Raw genomic sequence first — 22,103 nt, forward strand, 5'->3', positions numbered from 1 at the left:
GCGCTCCTGTTCAGCGGTGTACTGCGAACACCGAGAAGACTGCGACCCGCGACGACAGCCGGGGAGATCTTGGGCATCCTGGTGCCCGGAGTGCCACCTTCACCGGATGACGCACGGCTGCGCGATGCCGCAGACTGGGTGCGTGCCAGCGCCCCGAGCCACGAACCGGCCTGAATTGTCAGCTTTCCTGCGAGCGATGCGGGAGCGCGTACGGCCGCAGGACGTGGGCCTGCCGGAGTTCGGCCAGCGCCGCACGCCCGGGCTGCGACGCCAGGAAGTCGCGCAGCTCGCCGCCGTCAGCATCGACTGGTACATCCGTCTCGAACAGGGCCGCGTCGGTGTACCCGGAACTGCTGTGCTGGACGCGGTGGCTCAGGCGCTGAGGCTGTCCGAGGCCGAACGTCACCATCTGCACCTGATCGCGCGGGGCGAGGCCCCGCCTGCCCGGCATGTGCCGGCCCCGGCGAGCCAGTCGTTGCGGAAACTGCTGGAGAGCATGTCGGCGACTCCGGCCTGGATCGTGGACTTCCGGTTCGATGTCCTCGCGCACAACGCGGCGGCCGTGGCCCTGTTCGGTCCCGGCTTCGCGGTCGGCACCAACACGGCGGAACCCTTGTTCCTCGACCCCGGTGCCCGAGACTTCCAGCTGGACTGGGATCGAATCGCCCGCGAGCACGTCGGCAACCTGCGCGCCAACCTGGCCCGGCACCCGGACGACCCGCGCCTCCTCCGCCTGATCACCGACCTGCGCCGCGCAAGCAGCGACTTCACGGCCTGGTGGGACGACCACACCGTGCAGCAACGCACCAACGGCACCAAACGCGTCCTGCACCCGGCCGCCGGAGTGATGACGTTGCACTACGACGTGCTGGCCGTCCAGGACGGCTCCGAACAACGCCTCTGCGTCGTCACCCCGGCCGATGCTCACACAGAAGAGACGCTGCGCTCGCTCGTCTTCCAGCAGACCAAGCTGCGAGCGGTGAACTGAGCCACCGTCAAATCGTGCGCCGAGGACGGCATACGCTCCTCCGGCGCCGCTATCCGTGACGGAGCGTCACCGACGCAGCATGTGGGTGCCGGTGACGGTTTCCTGTTCGCTCGTGCACCCATCGGAGTTTTGCCAGTTCTTGGACAGTCATGAGTCGGTGAGCGCCGTCCGGGCTTCGTCGTGTCAGACGATGAACCACACCTCCCGGCCGCTGGGATGGCGGACGAAGTGAACGGGTCCCTGCTCGCGCAGTCAGCGGCCTGGCGCGTACATGAGTTGCTTGACCTGTCGCAGGATGAAGGCGGTCTCGACGGATCGGATGCCGTCGAGAATGCCGATCTTGTCGTTGAGATAGGCGTAGACGTGTTCGGGGCTGCGGAAAAGACCGAAGGCGACGAGGTTGGCGAGGCCGGTCGTGGCGGAGGCGAACTGCACTTCGGGATGGTCGGCCAGGGCTCGTCCGACTGCGGCGGTGGCGTGCGGGGCGACGGTGAGCCAGAGCATGGCCTGCACGTCGTGGCCCATGGTCGCGTGGTCGTATTGGACCCCGAAGTAGAGGACCCCTGTGGATCGCAGGCGGTCCAGCCGCCGCTTGACGGCGGATTCCGGCTGGCCGGTGGCGGTTTGCAGGACGCTGAGCGTGGTGCGGCCGTCCCGGCCCAAGAGGGCCAGGAGTTCGTCGTCCGCGGCGTCGAGCGGGACCGGGGCTTCGAGGGGCGCAGGTGTGGGCAGGCGGAGGGCTTCCTGCTGCCCTGGGTCGAGTGCTTCGATCTTGGTGAGCCAGCCGAGCGGGCCGCCGTAGAAACGGTGCAGCAGGCAGTGGGCCATCACGGAACCGACGTGCGGGGTGCGGGGCAGCCGTTCGAGGAGGAGTTCGTCGCGTTCGCGGGTGTTGCGTGGCTTCATCCCGCAGATGATCTCGGTGCCGCCGGACATGAGGGCGACATAGAGCGTGTCGGGGCGTTTGGCCAGTGCGTCGGCGAGCCGTTCGGCTACGTCCGGTGAGCAGTGCAGGCGGGCGAGCCAGTTCTGCCGGCCGAGCCGGGTGCCGTCCGTCATGCCCAGGACGCGGAGGTTGACGGTGGTGGTCAGACGCCGGTAACGCCGGGCCACGGTCTGGTCGGAGACGTCGAGCACGGCCGCGATCCGGTTGAAGGGGGCGCGTCCGTCCAGTTGCAGTGCCTGCAGGAGCTTCAGGCCGAGGGAATCGAGCGTGGGCGAGGGCACCGGTGCTCCTGTCGGGCTGACTCGGGGTGGGCTGTGAGGTCGGGCAGGCAGCCCGTGGGGGCTCCAGGATGGAGTCGGTTCGGACCGTAGCGGTCGATTGCGGCTCTGTGTCGGCAGGGGGGAGGCCGGGAGCGGGCAGATCCGTTCACGGCCTCGCTTGGTGTCCCGCCGTCCCCACAGGGCACACACGACCCCGGGGGCCGTCAGACTGCTGGGTGCCTTGCGGAAAGGTCGGTCTGCGACGGCACATCAGCGGCCTCCCGGGCCGGTCGATGCTGATCACCCTGGATGGCCGGTGTGGCGGGCGTCGAGTGCTGTTGTGGCGGGCGCAGCAGCACAGCGCCGACCAGTGCGGCGAGGAGGACCAGAGCCGCAGCGACGGTCAGACACTGGTGAATTCCGTCGAGGAAGGAGTCGCTCACGGCGTTCAGCGCACGGCCTCGGGCGGTTCCCAAATCCATCTGAGCCACCACCCCCAGACCGTTGCTGTCCACGGCCGAAGTGATCCGGGCCGTTGTCGCTTCCGGCAGTCCGGCACTGGTCAGGTGGCCGGGCAGCGCGTGGGAGGCCTTGGTGGTCAGCAAGGCGCCGAGGATCGCGGGTCCGAGTGCGCCGCCGATCTGGCGGAAGGCGTTGTTGCCGGCGGCGGCCATGCCCGCGAGGTGGTGCGGGACCGATGCGACCGCAGTGGCCGTCATCGGCGTCATGACCGCGCCCAGGCCGCCGCCGAGCAGGGCCAGCCGCCAGGCCAGAGATCCGAAGGAGGTGTCGGCGTCGAGGGTGGTGAGTGACAGCAGGGCTGCTGCCGTGATGAGCAGTCCGCTGGTGATGAGCAGACGTGCCGACAGCCGGTGCATCAGGCGTCCGGCCGGGATTCCGACCACGATGGCCATCAGGGTGATGATGAGGAAGCGGTAGCCGGCGGCGAGCGTGTCCAGTTGCTGCACGAGGCCGAAGTACAGGCTCAGGACGAAGAAGAAGCCGATCAGCCCGAGGAAGGTGATCGTCGCGATCAGGGTCGTCGCGGTGAACGCCGGGCTGCGGAACAGGGACAGGTCCACCATGGGACTGCTGCTGCGGCGCTCCGCCACCACGAAGGCGACGGCGCTGAGCGCGGCCACGACCAGCGACACGACCACCCGGGTGTCCGTGAAAGAGGCGGCGCCGCCCTCGATGACGCCGTAGACGAGGGCGGTGATGGCGAGGGCTGCGGTGATCTGGCCGGGCCAGTCCAGGCGCCGTGAGCCCGGTGCACGGGAGTCGCCCACCAGCCTGGTGGCGGCCGCCATGGTGATGAGGCAGGCGGGGATGGGCAGGAGGTAGATCCAGCGCCAGGTGGCGTGGTGGAGGATGACGCCGGCTATCAGGGGGCCGACGGCAAGGGCGGCCAGGAGCGCGGTGGCCCACAGGCCGACGTACTTGCCGCGTTCGCGCGGGTCGGGGACCGCGTGACTGATCAGTGCCAGCGTGGTGGGCAGCAGGGCGGCCGCGCCGAGCCCGGCGACCGCCTGGCCGGCCCACAGTACCTGCACGGACTGGGCGCACAAGACGATGGCGGCGCCGACGGCGGCGAAGGCGAGGCCGGCCTGGAAGACCTTCTTGCGGCCGTGGACGTCACCGAAGACCCCGGCGGTCAGGATCAGCGCGGCCATGGGCAGGACGAAGGCGTCCGAGACCCAGGACAGTTCGGCTGTCGTGGTGTGCAGGGCCCTTTGAATGGCCGGCAGGCTCACTGCGACTGTGGTCACTGGCAGATAGGCGACGAACACGCCGACGCAGGCCATCACGAGTGTGGCCGTTCGCTGTTGTGTCGGCGGGTGCGCTGGGGTGGGGGTGTTCACAGAGCTCTCCCTTGCGGCGCGGACCGCCGCGATCAGATGTTTCCGGCCGTCACCCTCGAACAGGTACAGCTCCACGGCCAGCCATCGGCTCGATCCGCCGAGAAAGCGACACGGACGTCGAGATCTTTGAGGATTTCCGACACCTGCCCCCGTGTCGGCCGATCCGCAGCGAGCGTGGAACCGACCGCCCAGCAGGCGCAGGAGAGCGGCGGTCGCATGCTTGAGGTAGGGAGTCGGACCGGTTGAAGTGAAGGTCCTGGATCAGGCGGTCGGTGTGTATCCGGCCTGGTCGGGGGTGGGGTAGAGCCGCTGGTGTTCGCGCTGGGTGGGGAAGGTCCCGTAGGCGTCGAGGTCGTTGTTGGCGGTGAGGGCGCGGAGGCGGAGGACGGCTTCGACTCCTCCGAGTCCCCAGCGGGCGCCGGTGATGTCGAGGCGGTCGCCGATGAGGTGGCGGCAGGCGCCTTCGATGGCGCCGGTGGCGATGGGCCGGCCGACTTCGAGTGCGGTGTCGTAGTGGAGATGGTCGAGATGGCCGGTGAGGTAGCGGCGGCATGCGGTGACAGCGTGGCGGCGTGAGCCGGGCAGGCGTTCACGGTCGGCCTGGGTCAGCATCTCGTCGGCGGCGCGGAGGGCTTGGCCTGCGAGGATCGTGGTGAGATGGTCGACGGCCCATGTCTCGGCCTCACGGCTGCCGGGGGCGTGGAAGGCGTGTGCGGCGGGCCCAGACGTACTCCGTGACGAAGACGGAGTCGAGCAGGACGTGGACGGTGATGTTGCGGCGTCCTGCACCCGACCACGCGCGGGCTGACGTGGGTTCGCGTGCTTTGGGGTGCGCGTCGGCCCGGCCGCTAGGACCTACTTTTCGGTGGAGGTGCCCGCAACGCCCCCGATGAGGCCACAGTGACCGGCTGGGTGAAGGACACGTGGGCCAAGCGGCAGCGCCGGTTCTGTGTCGCAGACTTCAGCCTGCTCTTGCGAGGAACCCCAGGGCTTCCGCCCTGGGAGGAATCGCATCCTCGTGGGCGCGGCGCGGAGCGCCGCGGTATCGCCCGTGGATGCTCGGCCGCGAAGCGGCCGGGTGTCGTGTCCGGCGGAGTAGGTGCTGCGTCCATGTGGTGGTGGGTTCACTCGGTCGGGTGATGCATGGCGAACGCACGGTGGGCAGTTGTACACACATGTAGATTCCGTGATCGTGAAGCTGGTGGTGCAATGCAGGCTGTCGCCGACGCCGGAGCAGGCGGCGGCACTTGAGGCGACCCTGCGCGCCTGCAACGAGGCGGCCACCTGGGCCAGCACCATCGCGTTCGAGAAGGATGTGAAGCGGAGCTTCGCGCTGCGCGAGCACACCTACGGTGAGATCAAGGCTCGCTGGGGACTGGGCGCGCAGGCCGCCCAGCACGTCGTGAAGAAGACGTGCGATGCGTACGCCACGCTCAAGGCCAACCTCAAGGCCGGGAACCTCGGCACGCGCGGCTCGAAGCGCTACCGTCGGGCCACCGGGAAACCGATCGCCTTCCGTCCGCACGGGGCGCAGCCGTACGACGACCGGATGCTGTCCTGGCAGGTTCCCGAGCGGCGGATCTCGATCTGGACGACTGCCGGGCGCGCCAAGGACGTCGCGTTCACCGCTTCACCGGAGCAGCTGGCCACCTTGGCCCTGTACCGCAAGGGCGAATCGGACCTGCTGTACCGGGACGGCATGTGGTTCCTGAACGCCACCTGCGAGGTGCCCGAAGCCCCGCTGAACACCGAACCGCGTGACTTCCTCGGCATCGACCTGGGCATCGTCAACATCGCCACCACCTCCGACGGCGAGATCATGGCCGGACGCGGGCTCAACCGCATCCGCGCCCGGGAACGGACTCTGCGGGGCAAGCTGCAGAAGAAGAACACCCCGTCCGCCAGGCGCCGCCTGAAGAAACGGCGCCGCAAGGAAGCACGGCGGGCCAAGGACATCAACCACAAGATCGCGAAGCATGTGGTGGCCGAGGCAGAACGCACCGGTCGCGGGATCGCCCTGGAGAACCTGACGGGCATCCGTGAACGGGTACGGCTTCGCAAGCCCCAACGGGCCACACGCTCCGGCTGGGCCTTCGCCCAGCTGGGGCAGTTCATCGCGTACAAGGCCCGTAAAGCGGGGGTGCCGGTGGTGCACGTCGACCCGGCGTACACCTCGCGCACCTGCGCCGAGCGGGCACGTCGACAAGGCGAACCGGGTCTCCCAGGCCTGGTTCGCGTGCCGGTCCTGCGGATTCGTTGATCACGCGGACCGCAACGGCTCCCGCAACATCCGCGCCAGAGCGTGGGAGTTGTGGCGACGCGGGGCGCAGTCAACCGCCCCAGGCCCACCCCCAGAACCGAGGCGTGGGACAGGACGCAAACGCAGCGCCACAGCCAGTGGCGCCCGTTGTGCAAGCCCAGGACTTTAGTCCCGGGTCGTTGACAAGATCCCATACCGATCCCCATCGACAACTACCTCGCCGCGACTGACCTCCCAGGGACGACATCACGCGCGCACGGTCAGACGTCACAGTCGCGGCAGACGGGAGGGCCGCTGTCCGCATCGGCCAGTTGGCTGCGGTGGTGCACGAGGAAGCAGACCTTACAGAAGAATTCGTTGTCCAGTTGCGGAAGCACGTGGATTGTCAGCTCCTCGCCCGAAAGATCGGCACCGGGCAGTTCGAGGCCCTCGGCGGCCTCGGACTCGTCCATGTCGATGGCAAGAGTGGATTTGCTGGTGCTCCGGGTGTTGAGCTCCTCAAGGTTGTCGATGATGCCGTCGTTGCGTGGGGTGTCGAAGTCCTTCGCCATCTTGCCTTCTCTGTCTTGGTGTTTGCCGTGCTCGCGTATGTCTGCGCCGTCTGAGCGGTGGGAAGCGGACGGAGTGTGTCAGGCGGGCTGGACGGTGATCGTGCAGAGCCGCTTGGTCGCCCGGGTCAGAGCGACGTACAGGTCCCTCTCCCCGCCGGGGCGCGCCGTGGTGATCTCTTCGGGGCTGATGACGACGACTCCGTCGAACTCCAGCCCGCGCGCTTCGGATGCTGGAACGATGCGTGCGTGCTGTGCGATGCCAAGGGCCGTCAGCTCGCCCACCCTCGCCTCTGCGCAGATGACCCCGAGGAGTTCGCCCGGGTACGCGGAGCTCTGGGTGCGAAGTTCCTGGACGACGGTGGCGACCAGCTTCTCAGCAGGTGTGGTCACGGTGCGGGGAGTCTCGCCAGTGCGCAGTGACCGTGTCGGCTTCTGGTCCGGAGCGATCCGGGCGAGCAGTTGTCGGGTACTCGCGAGAATCTCCTGTGTGGTGCGGTAACTGACCGTCAGACTGTGCAGCTGGAACCGCGGGCCGACATGCGGACTCAACGCCTCCTTCCAGTCATGCGCCGTCGCGACCGGACCCGCCTGGGCGAAGTCGCCCACCAGCGTCATGGCTTTTGCCGGGCATCGGCGGACGATCATCCGCCACTGCATGGCGGTCAATTCCTGTGCCTCGTCGACGACGACGTGCCCGTACACGCGCTCCGGCGGGCCGTCGACCAAGTGAGCCGCCTCGTCCAGCAGTGCTACATCGGCTTCGGTCCACGGCGCGTCCGGGGCACGCAGCAGACGCGACCGCTCGTCCGGTGCCAGCCGGGGAAGGTACTCGGCGAGAGTGCCGAGGTCTGCCAGGAGTGCCCGCACGAGGCCATCGGGTGTCTGCCGCGGCCACAGTGTCTCCACGGCCTGGTCGACGTGGGGGTCGTCGAGGAGCTCGGCCCGGACGGCGTCCGCGTCGAAAAGGGCGGCCGATCCCGAGGCGGCTGCATCGTCGGGGCCGGGGTGGTGCAGGTCCGCCGCCGTGAATCGGTCGAGGTTCCGGCCCGTAAGCTGGGCCACCTCGTTGTCGATCTGCTCCAAGAGGTCACCCGTATTGCGTTCCAGCGTCTCGGTGAGGGCGTCGACCAGAAGCTCCTTGAACACCTGGCGCGCTGGATTGTGTCCCAGCCCGGTCGCCACGGCGGCGTCGCGTGCGGTGCGGACGGTGGCTTCCGCAAGGTGAACCACGTCCTGCCCGACCCGCAAGGTGAGGTCGCCGTGCGGACTTTGCTGGGCGCGCAGCAGGTCGGCAAGTGCGTCAGCGAGAGCGGAACTGCCCTTGAGGCGCGCGGTGTCGAACGACTCCACCGCGGTGGGGACCACTCCGGCCAGTTCCTGGCATGTCGCCAGCACGACGTCGTTCTCGCCGAGCGAGGGCAGGACCTGGGATATGTAGTCGAGGAACCGCGCGTTGGGCCCGACCACCAGGACGCCTTCCTTCGCGGCGCGCGGGAACGCGTACATGACATACGCCGCCCGGTGCAGCGCGACCACCGTCTTGCCCGTCCCGGGCCCGCCCTGCACCACCATCACGCCGCGGTGCGCGGAGCGGACGATCTTGTCCTGCTCGGTCTGCAGCGTTGCGACGGCTGCGTGCATTCGGCCCGTACGCCGTGCCGAAAGGGCCTCGGTCAACGGGCCGTCGCCCACGACGTCCTCGGTGGTCGGGGCGGAGCCGTCCAGCAGCTCGTCGCTCACCGAGACCACCGCGCGCCCGTCCAGGCGCAGGTGCCGGCGTCGCCGCAGGTTCATCGGGTGAACCGGCGTGGCCTCATAGAAGGGCCGCGTCTCCGACCGCGGCTTCTCCAGCTGCAAACGAACTGGCCGGACGCGAAAACGGTCTGCGGATTCCAGAGCCGGCTCGCCAAGGAAGACCTTGCCGTCGCCATGAACTTCAACCATGCCCAGAAGGTCGCGACAGCACACGCCATCACCGACTTCCTCGCCGCCAACGGGGTCGATACCCGCGATGATCTCCGTACATGGCTGGACCAGCAGGCCAACCGCGCCGCTCTGCGCACGGTGAAGGGCGTCGGCCCGAAGAGCATCGACTACATCGGCAACCTTGTTGGCCGTTCGCAGATCGCCGTCGACGTACATCTGCGCGCCTTCGCCGCAGATGCCGGCGTTCCGGATCTTCCCTACGCGCAACTGCGCGGAGTGTACGAGGAAGCCGCCGGATTTCTTGGGCACGACAGAGGCGGACTGGAACATGCGGTGTGGCGGTACAAGTCGAACGCCGCGTAGCCCGCACTTCCACGGCCACCGACGACTGCTCAGCACGGCGTGCTCCGTCGGACCTGGCCCTCCATGAGTTGAGTGCCCTGGTCGCGTTCGGTGATGCGGGCCTCGCCCTCCACGCGGCCGGTCCGCTCATGCGCAGCGAGCAAAATCTCCTCACGTCGCAACGCCGCACCGGACTGATGCGAGCGACCGTCACTCTGCGTCATGCGTGGGTGCGTGCTCAGCAGTTCCGAGGCCGTAGTAAAAGGGCGAAGGCCTGTCAATTCCCGCCCGCTCCAGGAACAGCCCCTCGTAGTGCTGTAGCAGCTCCATGTTGAAGTCGACCTCTGGGGCCCTCCCGCAACAGCCTGTTCACCGACCCGGATGACAACCAGGGCATCCGCACCCTGATCGGGCAGGTTCAGGTGGGCGCCGCCTGGCACCCCGGACCCTGATCCGCACCGATGAGAGGGCGCAGGCTGTCCTGCGAGCAACCGCGCTGTCCGGCCAGGGACTGGGAGTTCGGTGTTTATACCTTGCTCGCGACCACCATGTAGTTCTCGGCCTCAAGATTGAACGTGCTCAGTTCCGTCTGGAGTCCGGCCCGGTGCAGCTCGACTTCGAGTTCCTCGTACCGGTAGGGCCAGCAGGACAGCAGTTCCGAGCGTGCCGGCTGCCCTCGTACGCGGGGCGGCCGGGATTCGCCGACTCATTGGCGCCGGAGGCCGCGTCGGGGAAGATGTGGTGACTGAAGTCCAGCGGGGGTGGGGGACATGGACATCACCTTGATCTCCACGCTGCTGGGCGTGGCCGGCGGTGCTCTGGCGACGGGAGCTGGGGCAGTTCTGCGCACGCGGCACAGCGTCCGCACGGCCGCCCGGCTGATTTACGCCGAGCTCAGGCGGGAGGCGACCGCGGTGACGTACTTCCGCAAGTACGGGCACTGGGCGGCCGCCACGCCCAGCCGTGATGCATGGGACACCAACAGCGCTGTGCTGGCGCGACGGCGAGCCAGCGCGACCTTCGAGGCCGTCGTCGAGGGCTACGAGGCGCTGGAATCCATGCCTTTCATGGTCGGAGACGCCCTGCCGCCAGGGCGCCGCGAGCCGTTCATGCGTGACGTGGTCAAGGCGCTGGTCGTGGCCCTCACTGACATTGGGCGCGTGGCTGGCATTCCCGCCGCGCAACTCAAGGCCGTGACGGAGCCCTTGAAGAACGCGCAGCCGCTCGCGCGCACCGGGGCCCCGACCGCGGCGGGGACGATTCCCTCGTTCCTTCGCCGCCGTATGGCCACTGACGACGGCTATGTCCCGCTGGCCTTGCCCTTCTCCGGGGTCCGCTTGTGGGCAGGGCGCGTAGTGATCAGTGACGGCAGTGCCACGGTCGAGCAGACCAAGTATGTGGTCTTCGATGCTCAAGGCAGCGATGAGCTGGAGGGGCACCCCGTGGCGCGACTGGCCGGCGGTGCTGCGACCGGCGACGCGGCCGTGGATGAGGCCTACGACGGACTCGTGGCAACCGCAACCTTCCTGGCGGAGGTGTTCGGGCGGAATCACCTCCATGAGCCTGGGACACCCTTTGCCGCGGTCGTGCACTACGGAACCAATTACAATAACGCCTTCGTTCGCGACGAGGTGATGTACCTGGGCGATGGCGACGACCGGTACTTCACGCGGTTCACCCACATCGACGTGATCGCGGTGGAGCTGTGCAAGGGGCTGCCCGAGTTGTGGTCCATGGCCGGTCACGGACAGAACGGTGCGCTGCGCGGTTCGATCCGTGACGTCCTGGGTGTGCTGGTCAAGCAATACGCTCACCAGTGCACGGTCGAGGACGCCGACTGGCTGCTGGGCGCAGGCCTCCTCGCCCCCGGCATCGACGGCGTTGCCCTGCGGTCTATCAAGGCCCCCGGCACCGCCTACGACGACCCGGACCTCGGGAAGGATCCGCAGCCCAGTAAGATGGCCGACTACGTTCACACCGACGACGACAACGGCGGCATCCACATCAACTCGGGGATTCCGAGCCGCGCCTTCTACCTGCTGGCCGAGCAGCTCGGTGGAAGAGCCTGGGAGCGCGCCGGTCAGATCTGGTGGGACGTGCTGACCAGTGGGCAACTGGACTCAACCACCCAGTTCGCGGACTTCGCTCGGCTTACCACCGCTGCCGCCCTTGAGCGGTACGGCGATGGTGAGGAACACCGCGCCGTTCGGGCGGCATGGAACGGCGTGGGCCTCTCCAGCACCTGAGGCCGCACAGCAGCCAACGCCTCGTGTACCGAATCGCGGCGAAGAACCGACGACACGGAAACTGCTGTAGCAGATGCCGCGGCCGTGCGTGATCATCGTGCTCCGGCGACGAGTCCGGGGCCATGCCGGGTGGGGTGGGTTGTCGTTCTCGGACGGCGGATCACCCTGGCGTTGGCGGGAGTGAGCCGTCGGCCGGGTTCGGGTAGGGCTCACCGTCCCGTGTTCCGTGTCGGCGCGGAGGTGAACCGGTGCGGGCCGCGCTTTGTCGGCACGACGTGGTGTGCCCTCTGAGTCGGGTCTTCGGTCTCGTCCGGGGGCGGGAATGCCTCACTCTCGCCTCGACCGGTTCAAGTACCGACTCGCCGCCTGGTCCTTGGACTTCCCGGGGCCGGGGCTCCACCCTTTCTGCACCCTTTCGGGTGGGTGTGTGTTCGGGGGTGGTTGTGGTTGGTGTGGTGGGGGGTTCTGGGTGAGGGTGTGTCGGCGTCGTTCGAATTGGGGGGTTTGTTGGGTGATGTAGGTGGGGGTGATGGGGCGGTTGTATTGGCCGGTGATGTGGTGGGCGGCGCATTGGCGGGCGATGTTGTCGGGGGAGGGGGTGTCGTTGGGTGTGCACTGTGCGGCCCAGAGGTTGTAGATGCGCCAGTGTAGGAAGTGGCGGCGGAGGTTGGAGGGGCTGATCGGATTGCCGTTTCGTCCGAGGAGCCCTTGGGCGGCGAGGTGGGTGGAGAGTTGTTCGGGGGTGGGCTCGGATCCGTGTTCGGTTTGGTAGTTCATCCATTCCTGGTAGTAGCGGTCAGTGAGGGTGAGCCGGGAGTCCGTGGCTGCCTGGAGCGGGGAGGCTCGGTCGTGGCCGCGTGGCTGCGGGGCCTGGTGTTCCGTCGGGGTCGTCGGTGACGTGCCGTCAATCGGTGGGGCGGTGTGCGGCGCCGGCGGCTTGAGGTTGTTGCTCGTGCCGGCCTGCTGCGCTGATGGGGGCGCTGTGGAGGCGGTCTGGGAACGCGGGGCAGGGGAGTATCTGGCCGTGGGCTCCCTGGGGGTGCCGCCGGTTGGCGGATGGTCTTGCGGCGCGGGTTCGGGGTCGCCTATCGGAGCGGCGGGCGCGGGGTGAGTGGTGTCCGGGGGCGTGCGTTTCAGGGGCTGTTCAGGCGGGGTGCCCATGGTGGGGTCGGTTTGCTGGTGTGTTTCGGGGTTGGTGGCTTGGCCGGTGTGTGAGGTGTCGGGTGTCGCGGAGTCGTCGCGGGCGCCGTGAGCTGTTGTCTGTGCCTGGCTGCTGAAGCGTGTGCCGTCGTCGGGCTGCAGGGCGTGGCTGGTCTGTGGGTCCAACCGGGCCCAGTGCGTGGGCGTGAGCGTGGTCGGGGCCTGGATGGTGAATGCCCGGTAGGCCGCGTGGAGTTGCCGCGTAATGAGGGTGGCCGGGTCGGGTGGCCGGTTGGCGCGGGCGGGGTGGGATGTATGAGTGGATGCCGGTGGTGGGGGAGGGTCCGGCTGAGGGCGGGGTTGCGGCCGGGTGCGGGGCTGTGAGGGGCTGCCCGGGTTGTCGGTTCGGGTGGTTGCCGGCGGCGGGCTGGGCGCCGGGCGGGTGGCGGGTGTGGTGGGTGTCGGTGGTGTGGGGGGTGTGAGGGGGATGCCGTAGCGGGTGAGGCGGAGGGGGAGGAGGGCTTGCACGGGGGCGTTGCGTCGCCATCGGCGTCCGTAGCGGCTTTCCAGGTGGGCTTGGTAGGTGAGGCGGTGTTGTTCGAGGGTGAGGACGTGGGTGTAGGAGCGTTGTTCCCAGAGTTTCATGCGCCGCCAGAGTAAGAACGTGGACGCGGGGGCGAGGAGCCAGCGGGCGGGCCGGATGTGGTCCATGTGGGTGCCGGCGGTGATGTGGGCGAGGCGGCCGGTGGCGTGGCGGGCGGCTTCGATGGTGGTGATGAAGAGGAGGGGGATGACGGCGTGCATGCCGGTGGCGAGGGGGTCGGGCCAGGCGGTCGCGGCGTTGAAGGCGATGGTGGCTGCGGTCAGCAGCCAGGCGGTGTGCCGGAGCAGGGGTAGCGGGATGCGCAGGCGGGTCAGCAGGAGGTCGAGGGCGAGCAGGACGCAGATGCCGGCGTCGATGCCGAGGGGGAAGAGGTAGGCGAAGGTGCCGAAGCCTTTGTCCGTGGCGAGGTTGCGGACGGCGGTGTAGGAGCCGGTGAACCCGATGCCGGCGATGAGGACGGCCCCGGCGGTGATGGCGGCGATGAGGGCCGGGTGCACCCGCGGCACCGCCGGCGGTGCCGATGCGGCGGGCGCTGGCCCGGACGGTTGTCGGCTGTGGCTGCGGTTGTGCTGTACGGGATGGGGGATGCGGCGGCCGGGGGCTGTGGTGCGGCTGGTGGGTTGTTGGGGCTGTGTGGCCTGGGGCGCGGTGGTCATGGTCGGGTGGCCTGGGTGTGACGGGCGGGGCCGAGGAGCGAGTTGATGAGCTGTTCGGTCTCCTTTCCCAACGGGCAGTTGAGGGTGCGACTGATGTGCTGGACGCGGCTGATGGCGGTGTGGACGCCCTGCCGGTTGCCTGCGGCGTCCTCGACCAAAATCCAGTCCCTGTAAAGCACTTCAGCCGTGCCGTCGACGTCGATGCCGCAGGCGATGGCCTGACGGGCCTTGCCGAGATCGTGGTGCGGGCCGGGGCTGGTGCGGTGGGCGGCGATGGCGTGGACGACGGCGGTGATGGCCGTGGTTATTTCCTGTTGGAGGGGTTCGGCCCAAGGCAGGGCTTTGCCGTCGAAGGGTGTGCCGCGGACCAGAGCGAGTGCCGCTTCGAGCCGCTCGACGTCGATGTGTGCGGCGCTTTCGCTGGAGCGGGCGTGGCGGGTGAGGTGCTGGAATCGGGTCCAGTCGCTGGTGATGGCGGGGTGGAGGTGGTAGGGGTCGTCGCCGGATTTGCGGCGGGGGACATAAGGCCTGCCGTCGGGGTCGTTGCCCAGGGCGGCGCGCAGGCCGTGCAGGCGTGCGTTGAGGGTGGCGGCGGACCAGGGGTGGGTGGGGTCCATGTCGGTGCAGAGGGTGTCGGCGGTGCGGCCGGGTTTGAAGTAGATCAGGGCGGCGAGTTGGGCGATGCGGGGGCCGTGGCCGCTGGCGTCGACGCCGTCGACCTCGACCGGTCCCAGGACCCGGATCTGCGGCGCGCTCGGGATCTGGCCTTCGTCGGTGCCGGCCGCCGGAGGGGTGTGGTTCTTGGCGGCCCGGACCGTGCCAGTGCTTGTTGCCGGGGGCCGGCCTGCGGCCGTGGCGGCGCCGGTGTCCTGGCCGCCGGCCGGAGGAGCCGGCTCGGCAGCTGCTGTAGGGCCGGTGCCGGTGCCGGCGGTGCGGGCGGCGGTGAGCAGGGCAGGAAAAACACCATCGTCCTCGCCGGGAACGTCCTGATGCGGCGCTGCCGGGGCGGCTGTCGGGCTGGGTCCCGGCGGCATGCCGTCCGGCGGCGCCGCGGCCGTGGCGGATGACCCCGACAGTTCGGTCTCGCGGGTGCTGCCCGCTGCGTTGTCTGGTCCGGTGTGCGTGCCGCTGTCGTGGAGGGTGGTGATGATCTCCTGGTAGGCGGCGGGGGTGAGGTGTTGCAGGCGGATGCGGGCACCGATCTGTTCGAGGTGCTGGGGCTGGTGGTGGGAGGCGTCGAGCACGGGGGCGTGTGGGAAGTGGGGTGCGGTGCTCGGTGCGGGGGCGATGAGGGTGAGTGCGCGGAGGCGGGTGGTGGTGAGGTCGGCGAATTGCCGGGCGGTGTCTGCGGGCAGTGGGCCGGCGCAGACCACGATCAGTGGTTGCCGGCTGGCGCGGGGGAGCTGGTGGGCTTCGAGGAGGCGTTCGCTGGTTTCCTGCAGCGCTTGGGCGGCATCAGCCACCTGGGTGAGGTGGGTGGCGGGTAGGTGGCGGGCCAGGTCGGGGGCGCATCCGGTGGTGATGATCTCGGCGTCGTGGGCCCAGGGGCTGATGGCCACTTCCACGGTCAGCGCCGTGCACACCTCGGCCACCTGGTGGGGTTCGCCGTCGAGGAGCAGGGCGGGCAGCAGGGCGAGGTTGACCAGCGCCAGTTCGCCGTCCTCGGTGGTGCCGAGGGTGACCAGTGCGGGGTAGGGGGCGGGCGCCTGCGAGGTGGCGGCCGTGGGGAGGGCGGCGTCGGCGGGCAGGATCCAGCGGCCGTCGTCGCCGGCGGTGAAGGGGGCGAGCGGCGGGCTTGCCGGGTCGGCGGGCAGCACGTGCACGGCGGCGGCGTCGATGAAGGCGCCGCGCAGCGGCGGCCAGCCGTCCAGCCGCGCCTTGGGGCTGTGGCCGGCCAGCGTCCGAAGTGCCGCATCGAGGAGCGTGACGCCGTCCGGCGCGGCCGCCACCGGCGCCTGTCCGGGTGCGGGCGTGGTGGCCGTCTGGCCGGGGCCGCGGCGTACGGTGCGGCGCCGCCGTATCCGGTGCAGGGCCAGGGCGCCGGTGACGGCGGCTGCCAGGAGCGTGCCCGCGCCGATCAGTGCGGGCCCGCTCGCCGGGTGGCCGGTACCGAAGGGCTCCGGCTGCGAGGACTGCGCGGCGGAGGAGGCGGGGGTGGTGGACGGCGTGCCGGGGGTGTTGGCGGACGGTAGGGCGGACGGCGTGCCGGGCTGTGCGGCGCCGGGGGTGTCCGCGGATGGCAAGGCGGACGGCGGCTGCGTGCTGTGGCCCTCGCTGGGTTCGCTGGCGCCCTGGTCGGTGACGACGGAACTGAGGGCCAGCGGGGTGGAGTAGATGTCGAGGATGCGAGGGGGTGCGAGGCGGGCGCCGTTGCGCAGCGCGAGGCCGGCAGCGGCCGAGGGTTCATCCGATCCGCTGCCGCCGTGCGGAGCGGCGGCCAGGGTGCTGCTTTGAGCGGTGCCGGCGGCCAGGACCAGCAGCAGGGTGGGGGTGAGGAGGAGGGCGAGGCGCATACGGACGGGATGCATGCCGGCGCGCCTCACCCGGGGATGGTGATGGTGGCGGTGTCGAACAGGGGCATCTGGAAGCCGACCTGGCGGCTGGTGGCGGGCGGAGCGGGGAACTGCATGAACACCTCTGCGCTCTGGCCGGCTTTGAGCCGGGTCAGGCCGATGGTGGTCAGCGGGTTGCCGTCGGTGTCGCGCAGCACGTAGTAGCGCTTGTGCCGGGCGAAGTCGATGAGGGTGGCGCCGGCCAGGGAGGGGCTGGTCTTGACGATGTCGTCCTCGGTGCCACGTAACTGGGCCGGCACGACGACGAGGTCGGGGCCGTTGTTGCGCAGCGTGCCGCGCAGGGTGAGGTAGCCGGCCCGGTCGCGTTCGGCCGCGGTGAGGGACAGCGTCAGGCCGGACGGCCCCTCCAACTCGGCCAGCGGCGCTTGTTCCTGCCCGGTCTGGGCGCGCGGCGCACTGCGGCTGGCCGGGGCGGCCGCGCTGGGGGTCGGGGTGGGGCTGCCGGTCGGCTGCGGCGGGTGGGGGGAGTCGGCACAGCTGGTCGTGGTGAGCGTGAGCCCTGCCGCGATCGTCAGGGCGGACAGGCGCCGGGTGACCCATGTGGTGCCCACTCTGGTCATGGAACGCGGTCCTTTCGGCAGGAAAGACGGGAGGGAGACGGGGCGATCGGAGGAGGGGCTGGGGCGCGGAACGCCGTCCGGGCCGGGGCCGGGGCCGGGGCCGGCGGGCCGTGCGGGTCAGGGGCGGGGCGGGGGCCAGACGGTGATGACGTCGCCGTCGAGGGTGACGTGGCGGGCCGGGAACAGGCCGCGGACCAGATTCAGGTCGTCGGGGCCGAAGTCCGCGAGGCCCTCGATGACGCAGGCCCGGCCGATACGGGTCACGGCCCGCGTGGCGGCCGGCCAGACACCCCTGCCGTCACCGGTATCCAGGTCTTCGTTACTGCGAACGTCACGGGCGGGATGGTTCATCGGACACTCCCTCAAGTGCGGTATGTAGTCAGTGGGATGTGGGGCTGCGTGCGGAGTGGCAGAAGTGAATCTATGATTCGCTTACGCAAATATCAAGGGGTTTGGTGCGCGTTACAAACCTGCGACATTCGCCCCGGCGTCGGGCCGCAGCGTCACAGCTGTGTCCATGGCCGCTGCGCTCCTCCGGTGACCGGCGTCCATACGTCGGTGGCGGGTCCGCCTTCTGCGAGGTCTTCGCGGACGGCGGCGCCCATGGGCACTTGACGGGACAGGGCGGTCCCGCGGGCGTGCTGGGCGGTCTGCCGTGCGGCGTGGGGCCGCAGCAGGGTTTGGAGCCGGCGGAGGGTGGCGGTGCGGTGCGCGGCGAGGGCGGCGAGCAGCTGGTGCGGCAGGGGTTCAACCGGGCAGGGGCGGCTGGAGCGGAGTGGCTGGTGGTGGGGGTGGTCACTGGTAGCCCTTCTGCGGGTTGTGGTGTGCGGGTGGGGTGGTGGGGGTGTGCTGGGTGAGGAAGGCCAGGACGCGGGAGTGCTGGGTGGCGGCGGTTGCGGTCAAGTCGTGCAGAGGCCGGGCCCGGGCGGTGGTGTGGGCGGCGCGCTCGAGTGCGGGCACGTTGCGGGGGCGGGCGAGGTGGGCGAAAACCTCGTCGAGGTGCGGGCCGGTGAGGCGGACCGGTCCGATGCGCCGGCCGTGGACGGTGAATGATGCGTAGTGCTCGAACCGGTCCAGGGCGGCGACCTCGTCCGGGCTGGGTTTGTCTCCCCACTCGGCGGTGATCGGGGCGATCGCGGCCTGGGAGCCGGCGGTGGAGGCCAGCGTGGAGGCGTTCTGGGTCAGTGACATCCGTACCGGGGCGGGCAGGCGGCCGAGGAGCTGGGTCATGCCGTGCACGGTGACCCGGTATTTGCGGAAGTCCTCGAACATGGAGGCGATGGTGTCGGGGGCGGCGCCGGTGAGGGTGATGAGTTCGTCGAAGTACAGCCGGAACGGGCGGCGTTGGTTGTGGGGGGTGTCGCGGCGGGAGCGGACCGCGCGCAGCAGGTCGCGGGCGAGGAGTGCAGTCAAAAGCCGGTCGGTGGGTCCGGTGCCGGCTGTGCAGATCCACACGATGAGGCCGTTGTCCATGGCGGCGCGGCTGTTGTAGACGCCGGTGGGCTGGCCGAGGAAGGCGCGGGTGACGGGGTGGGCGGCGAGCCGGGCGAGGGGGTTGAGGACGACGCCGAAGGCGTCGGCGGGGAAGGTGGGGAAGACGGTCTGCCACCAGGTGCGGGTGTCGTCGTCGAGGCGGTCGGCCGTCGCGGCCAGGGCTGCGGTGCGGAAGTGGGGGTCGGTGATCAGGGAGCGGATGTGGAAGAGAGTGGCCTGGTCTTCGGGCCGGCCGGCTTGGCAGGCGGCCTGGTTGACGGCGCTCAGCACGCTCAGGGCGGCGGTGAGGATGGTCAGCGCGCGGGGCGCGGTGGCGTCGTCCCAGCCCAGGACGGAGGCGAAGGCGTCGGTGACGGCCTCGGTGACCTCGTGGGGCGCCTGCCCGTGCTGCAGGGACAGCGGATTCCAGGAGCTGAGCAGGGGGTTGGGGCCGAGTGCGTTGAGGTCGATGAGGGCGATCCGCCGCATCAGCGGGGGGTGGGCGAGGTAGGGCAGGGCGCGTGGCCAGGAGTCGCGGTGCGGGTCGAGGAACATCAGTGCGCCGCTGGCGTGGGCCCAGGCGATGGCCTGGGCCAGGGCCCGCTCGGTCTTGCCGGCGCCGGCCTTGCCGACCGCGCACTCGAACAGCGTCTCGGCCGCATACGTGGCGACCAGGCGGCGCCGTCCGTCCGGGCCGCGGTAGATGCCCTGCAGCAGCAGGTCGGGGTCACCGAAGGCGAAGGTGGGCAGGTCCGCGGCCAGCAGCGGCAGCCGGCAGTGCACGGTGGGCGGTTTGAGTAGCCCGGTGAGCTCGTCCAGGCGGACCCAGTTGGCGCGGGGCGGCTGGCAGTGTCCCAGGTTCCAGCGCCGTTCGAAGGCGTGCCGGGTGGGCCAGTGGTCGGCGCCGATCCGCCACCCTCCGATCCGCCAGCCGCGCATCGCCCACCGGGAGCGGCCGCCGAACACATCGAAGGCGGCCTGGAGTTGGGCGAGGCGGGCCTGGGCGCGGCCCTCGGTGTCGGAGGCGCACATCACCAGCAGCTGCACCCGGACCAGGTGGTCGTCCTCGGCGAGCTTGCCCAGCGCCTCCTCTCGGTCCACCCGGCGGGGCACCGGCGGCATCACCAGCCGCCGCCCGGAACCCGTCCCGGGCCTGTCACCGAGGAGCTGCTGCAGCTGCCAGGACAGGGAGTCCTCGCCGTGGGCGGCGTCCTGGCGCACCCAGTGTGCGGCGCGTGCGGATTCGCGGCGCTCGGCGCGGCGTGCCGCAGTCATCAGCTGGGTGCGCCGGGTGCGCAGCGCCCACTTGGGGGCCCGCTGGATGTCGAGGCGGATCTCGGCGAGATCGCCGAGTTCGGCGCGCAGGTCGCAGACGGCGTCGACGAGTGGCTGCAGCGGATCCGGGTCCAGCGGCACCTCCCGCAGCGGCGCTGTCGGCCGGCCGCGCAGGACGAACTCCGCCCGCACCGTGTGCTGGCGCGGCTTGTCCGCGATCGGGCGGGCCCGTTGGACGGTGAGGTGCGGGCCGAACGGGGTGATGGACAGCAGCCGTTCGCCGCCGGCCGGTCCTTCGATGCGGTAGCGCAGCGGCGCACTGCCGTCCGCGCGCAGCCGGATCTGCACTGCCTTCGACCGTCGGGGCGCCCACCACGGCATCGCTGTGGAGGCGCGGGCCAGCTGCACACCACGCCGGAAGATTTCCTCCAGCCCGGGATCGAAGTGCCGGCCGGGCAGCAGTTCCAGGGCCATCCGCTCGGCCGAGGCACGCGCGGCGAGTCGCCGCACAGCCAGCTCCGCCACGGCCCAGCCCGCCGCGATGGCCAGGGCCGGCAGATACCAGTGGGCGACCAACCAGCCCGCCGCGTCGGCCAGGCCGCTGAACAAGCTGAGCAGCGGCCCGCTCGCCGTCTGGCCGGCCTGATGGGTCACGTAGGGGGCTGCGGTGTCCACGTCGGGTCTCCCTTCTGGACGGTGCGGGTGAAGTATCAGTCGGTGATGCGTAGATCGGTGGAGGTGCCGCCGCGGTCGGTGGCCGCCCACACGAGGTGCACGACCGCCTTGTCCGGGCTGCCGTCGCGGCGGGCGAGCGCGGCCTGGACGCGGAAACCGTCGGTCGCGAACGCCGCAGCCGCCGCCTGCGCATCGGGGAAGGCCTTCGGCCACTGCGAGCGGCCGACGCCGGTGGCGTCCGCGCGCAGCAGCGCCCGCCCCAGGGCGAGCAACTCCCGTTCATCGGCGGCGGGAAGATCCGCCGGCCAGGCGGTCGCAAGCGCCCGCTGGATGGCCTCGTCCCCGGCCGCGCCCTCGCCGTGTGGCGCCAGCACGGTCGCAGCGCCCGACGACGGCGCGGCGGCGAGCGACGCGGAAGGCGCTGCCTCGGTGGTCGGCGCGTCGGCCGATGGCGCGGCGGCCGCCGGTGACGGGCCCGGTCCCCAGGTCAGGCCGGAGGCTGGCGACGTATCCACCGCCGGCCGTTCGGGACCGTGCGGGAGGAGCAGCAGGGCGGTGCCGACGGCGGCGAGGACGACGGTGGCGAGCACCAGCAGGCGCGCAGAGCGCGGGGCGGCGGTCATAGCAGCCGGGCTCCTCCCGCATAGCCGGACATGGCGCTGACGGCGTCGAGCCGGACGACGGTGCCCGGGCGGGCGGCGTTGATCATCTGGCCGCTGCCGAGGTAGATCCCGACGTGGTAGATCGTGGAATCGCGTCCGGGCTCGTAGGCGTAGAAGACGAGATCCCCCGGCTCGAGGGCACCCGTGCCGAGGCTGGCGGGGATGCGCTGTCCGGCACCGGCCTGGGCGGCCGCGGTGCGCGGCAGGGCGATGCCTGCCCTCGCGTACGCGTAGGTCGTCAGCCCGGAGCAGTCGAAGCCCTTGATCGTCGTGCCGCTCTTGCCGCTGGGTGAGCAGCAGATTCCGTACGACGGCCCCTGGGTGTTGCCGCCGCCCCACGAATACGGCACACCCTGCTGGGAGAGCGCCGCCTCGATCACGGTGCGGGCCGTGCCCGAAACGCCCGTCAGGCCGGGGTCTCGGGCGGCGGCCGTGTACTGGTCGATCCAGCCGAGCACGTTCGCCACGTATGCGCTGGAGTGGTTGTACTGGTAGAGCGCCGCCGTGAGCTGGGTGCGTTGGGTGAGGTCGCGGCCGTTGCCGCACAGGTAGATCGCGGCGCCGAGCGCGGCGTCGTCGGCGTTGTGCGGATCGGCGACCTGGTCGCCGTTGCCGTCCGCGCCGGTGCTCTGCCAGGTGGAGGGAAGGAACTGGAACGGGCCGACGGCTCGTTCGCCCTGGGCGGTGCCGTCCCATCGGCCGCCGTCGGTGTCGGGGAACGCTGTGGTGTTGCCGCCGGCTCCGGAGCCGTTGAGGAGTACTCCGTAGATGCGCGGGCGGATGTCTCCGTTGGCGGCGATGCCGCGGCCGGTGGCGTGGTTGGACTCGACCTTGGCGATCCCGGCGAGGACCGGCCAGCGCATCCCCCGGCAGGCCGGCACATGCTGGCCGGTCTGCTGGACGGCCTTCTTGTAGGAGGTGAGCATCCGGGCGGGGATGTCCGCCGCGCTGCCGCCCTCGGCGATTCCCCCGTCGTTCTGGGCGCTGTTCTTGAGTGCGGCGTACGCGCTGATCGCGTTCCCTACCGGGGCAGCACAGCACACGGCGGCGAACAGCAACACCACTGCCAGGCATCCCCATTTCGCGATGCGGCGCCGAGCTGGC

Annotated in this window: 12 protein-coding genes and 3 pseudogenes; 3 read left to right on the plus strand and 12 right to left on the minus strand. The window is 70.4% G+C overall.

Going from position 1 to position 22,103, the window contains the following annotated elements:
- The first annotated feature begins 124 nt into the window (after positions 1-124).
- Positions 125-988 (plus strand): helix-turn-helix transcriptional regulator, encoded by an 864-nt coding sequence (locus tag ABZ928_RS20365; RefSeq protein ID WP_361520747.1) that lies wholly within the window; start codon positions 125-127, stop codon positions 986-988.
- A gap of 252 nt (positions 989-1,240) precedes the next feature.
- Here ABZ928_RS20365 and ABZ928_RS20370 read toward each other — a convergent pair whose 3' ends face one another.
- From ABZ928_RS20370 to ABZ928_RS20380, 3 genes and pseudogenes are all read right to left on the minus strand, one after another.
- The gene (locus ABZ928_RS20370; protein WP_361520497.1) at positions 1,241-2,215 is read right to left on the minus strand and encodes an Lrp/AsnC family transcriptional regulator; all 975 of its coding nucleotides are present in this window, start codon (positions 2,213-2,215) and stop codon (positions 1,241-1,243) included.
- Between the two features lie 203 nt (positions 2,216-2,418).
- Complete coding sequence (locus tag ABZ928_RS20375) at positions 2,419-3,999, minus strand: MFS transporter (RefSeq protein ID WP_361520750.1); 1,581 nt, start codon at positions 3,997-3,999, stop codon at positions 2,419-2,421.
- A gap of 318 nt (positions 4,000-4,317) precedes the next feature.
- A pseudogene (locus ABZ928_RS20380) lies at positions 4,318-4,849 on the minus strand (ISKra4 family transposase); the annotation flags it as partial.
- Positions 4,850-5,248: 399 nt separating this feature from the next.
- Between ABZ928_RS20380 and ABZ928_RS20385 the strand changes: the two are divergent.
- Positions 5,249-6,485 (plus strand): annotated as a pseudogene (locus ABZ928_RS20385) (transposase).
- Between the two features lie 91 nt (positions 6,486-6,576).
- Here ABZ928_RS20385 and ABZ928_RS20390 read toward each other — a convergent pair.
- Both ABZ928_RS20390 and ABZ928_RS20395 read right to left on the minus strand, forming a co-directional pair.
- Positions 6,577-6,867 carry a DUF4193 domain-containing protein gene (locus tag ABZ928_RS20390; protein WP_361520500.1) on the minus strand — a complete coding sequence of 97 codons (291 nt, stop codon included), beginning with the start codon at positions 6,865-6,867 and terminating at the stop codon, positions 6,577-6,579.
- Positions 6,868-6,945: 78 nt separating this feature from the next.
- Positions 6,946-9,102 carry an AAA family ATPase gene (locus ABZ928_RS20395; protein ID WP_361520503.1) on the minus strand — a complete coding sequence of 719 codons (2,157 nt, stop codon included), beginning with the start codon at positions 9,100-9,102 and terminating at the stop codon, positions 6,946-6,948.
- A gap of 803 nt (positions 9,103-9,905) precedes the next feature.
- On the opposite strand from ABZ928_RS20395, the gene ABZ928_RS20400 reads away from it, so the two are divergent.
- On the plus strand, positions 9,906-11,381 hold the full coding sequence (locus ABZ928_RS20400) for a M4 family metallopeptidase (RefSeq protein WP_361520505.1): 1,476 nt from the start codon (positions 9,906-9,908) through the stop codon (positions 11,379-11,381).
- A 1,620-nt stretch (positions 11,382-13,001) separates the two neighbouring features.
- Here ABZ928_RS20400 and ABZ928_RS20405 read toward each other — a convergent pair.
- The 7 genes and pseudogenes from ABZ928_RS20405 to ABZ928_RS20435 form a co-directional block, all read right to left on the minus strand.
- Positions 13,002-13,631, minus strand: a pseudogene (locus ABZ928_RS20405) (DUF2637 domain-containing protein); the annotation flags it as partial.
- Between the two features lie 146 nt (positions 13,632-13,777).
- Positions 13,778-16,309: a hypothetical protein gene (locus ABZ928_RS20410; protein ID WP_361520507.1), complete on the minus strand. Its 2,532-nt coding sequence runs from the start codon at positions 16,307-16,309 to the stop codon at positions 13,778-13,780.
- 11 nt (positions 16,310-16,320) lie between these two features.
- A complete protein-coding gene (locus ABZ928_RS20415; RefSeq protein WP_361520509.1) occupies positions 16,321-16,914 on the minus strand; it encodes a hypothetical protein in 594 nt (197 codons plus the stop codon).
- A 117-nt stretch (positions 16,915-17,031) separates the two neighbouring features.
- Positions 17,032-17,265, minus strand: a complete 234-nt coding sequence (locus tag ABZ928_RS20420) for a hypothetical protein (protein WP_361520512.1) — start codon at positions 17,263-17,265, stop codon at positions 17,032-17,034.
- Positions 17,266-17,709: 444 nt separating this feature from the next.
- Positions 17,710-20,337, minus strand: coding sequence for an ATP/GTP-binding protein (locus tag ABZ928_RS20425; RefSeq protein WP_361520515.1), 2,628 nt, complete (start codon positions 20,335-20,337; stop codon positions 17,710-17,712).
- A gap of 35 nt (positions 20,338-20,372) precedes the next feature.
- On the minus strand, positions 20,373-20,960 hold the full coding sequence (locus ABZ928_RS20430; RefSeq protein WP_361520518.1) for a hypothetical protein: 588 nt from the start codon (positions 20,958-20,960) through the stop codon (positions 20,373-20,375).
- Positions 20,957-22,063 (minus strand): bifunctional lytic transglycosylase/C40 family peptidase, encoded by a 1,107-nt coding sequence (locus ABZ928_RS20435; protein ID WP_361520521.1) that lies wholly within the window; start codon positions 22,061-22,063, stop codon positions 20,957-20,959. The genes ABZ928_RS20430 and ABZ928_RS20435 overlap by 4 nt, the downstream gene beginning before the upstream one ends.
- Positions 22,064-22,103: the final 40 nt, after the last annotated feature.

Origin of the sequence: Streptomyces sp. NPDC046909 (genome assembly GCF_040644695.1) — a bacterium.
Lineage (GTDB): Bacteria > Actinomycetota > Actinomycetes > Streptomycetales > Streptomycetaceae > Streptomyces.

What these genes read in the sequence shown, in the direction of transcription:
- ABZ928_RS20365 (WP_361520747.1), top strand. Translation starts at nt 125, where the DNA reads ATGCCGCAGACTGGGTGCGTGCCAGCGCCCCGAGCCACGAACCGGCCT.
- ABZ928_RS20375 (WP_361520750.1), bottom strand. Translation starts at nt 3,999, where the DNA reads ATGGCCTGCGTCGGCGTGTTCGTCGCCTATCTGCCAGTGACCACAGTC.
- ABZ928_RS20390 (WP_361520500.1), bottom strand. Translation starts at nt 6,867, where the DNA reads ATGGCGAAGGACTTCGACACCCCACGCAACGACGGCATCATCGACAAC.
- ABZ928_RS20400 (WP_361520505.1), top strand. Translation starts at nt 9,906, where the DNA reads ATGGACATCACCTTGATCTCCACGCTGCTGGGCGTGGCCGGCGGTGCT.
- ABZ928_RS20410 (WP_361520507.1), bottom strand. Translation starts at nt 16,309, where the DNA reads ATGCATCCCGTCCGTATGCGCCTCGCCCTCCTCCTCACCCCCACCCTG.
- ABZ928_RS20415 (WP_361520509.1), bottom strand. Translation starts at nt 16,914, where the DNA reads ATGACCAGAGTGGGCACCACATGGGTCACCCGGCGCCTGTCCGCCCTG.
- ABZ928_RS20420 (WP_361520512.1), bottom strand. Translation starts at nt 17,265, where the DNA reads ATGAACCATCCCGCCCGTGACGTTCGCAGTAACGAAGACCTGGATACC.
- ABZ928_RS20430 (WP_361520518.1), bottom strand. Translation starts at nt 20,960, where the DNA reads ATGACCGCCGCCCCGCGCTCTGCGCGCCTGCTGGTGCTCGCCACCGTC.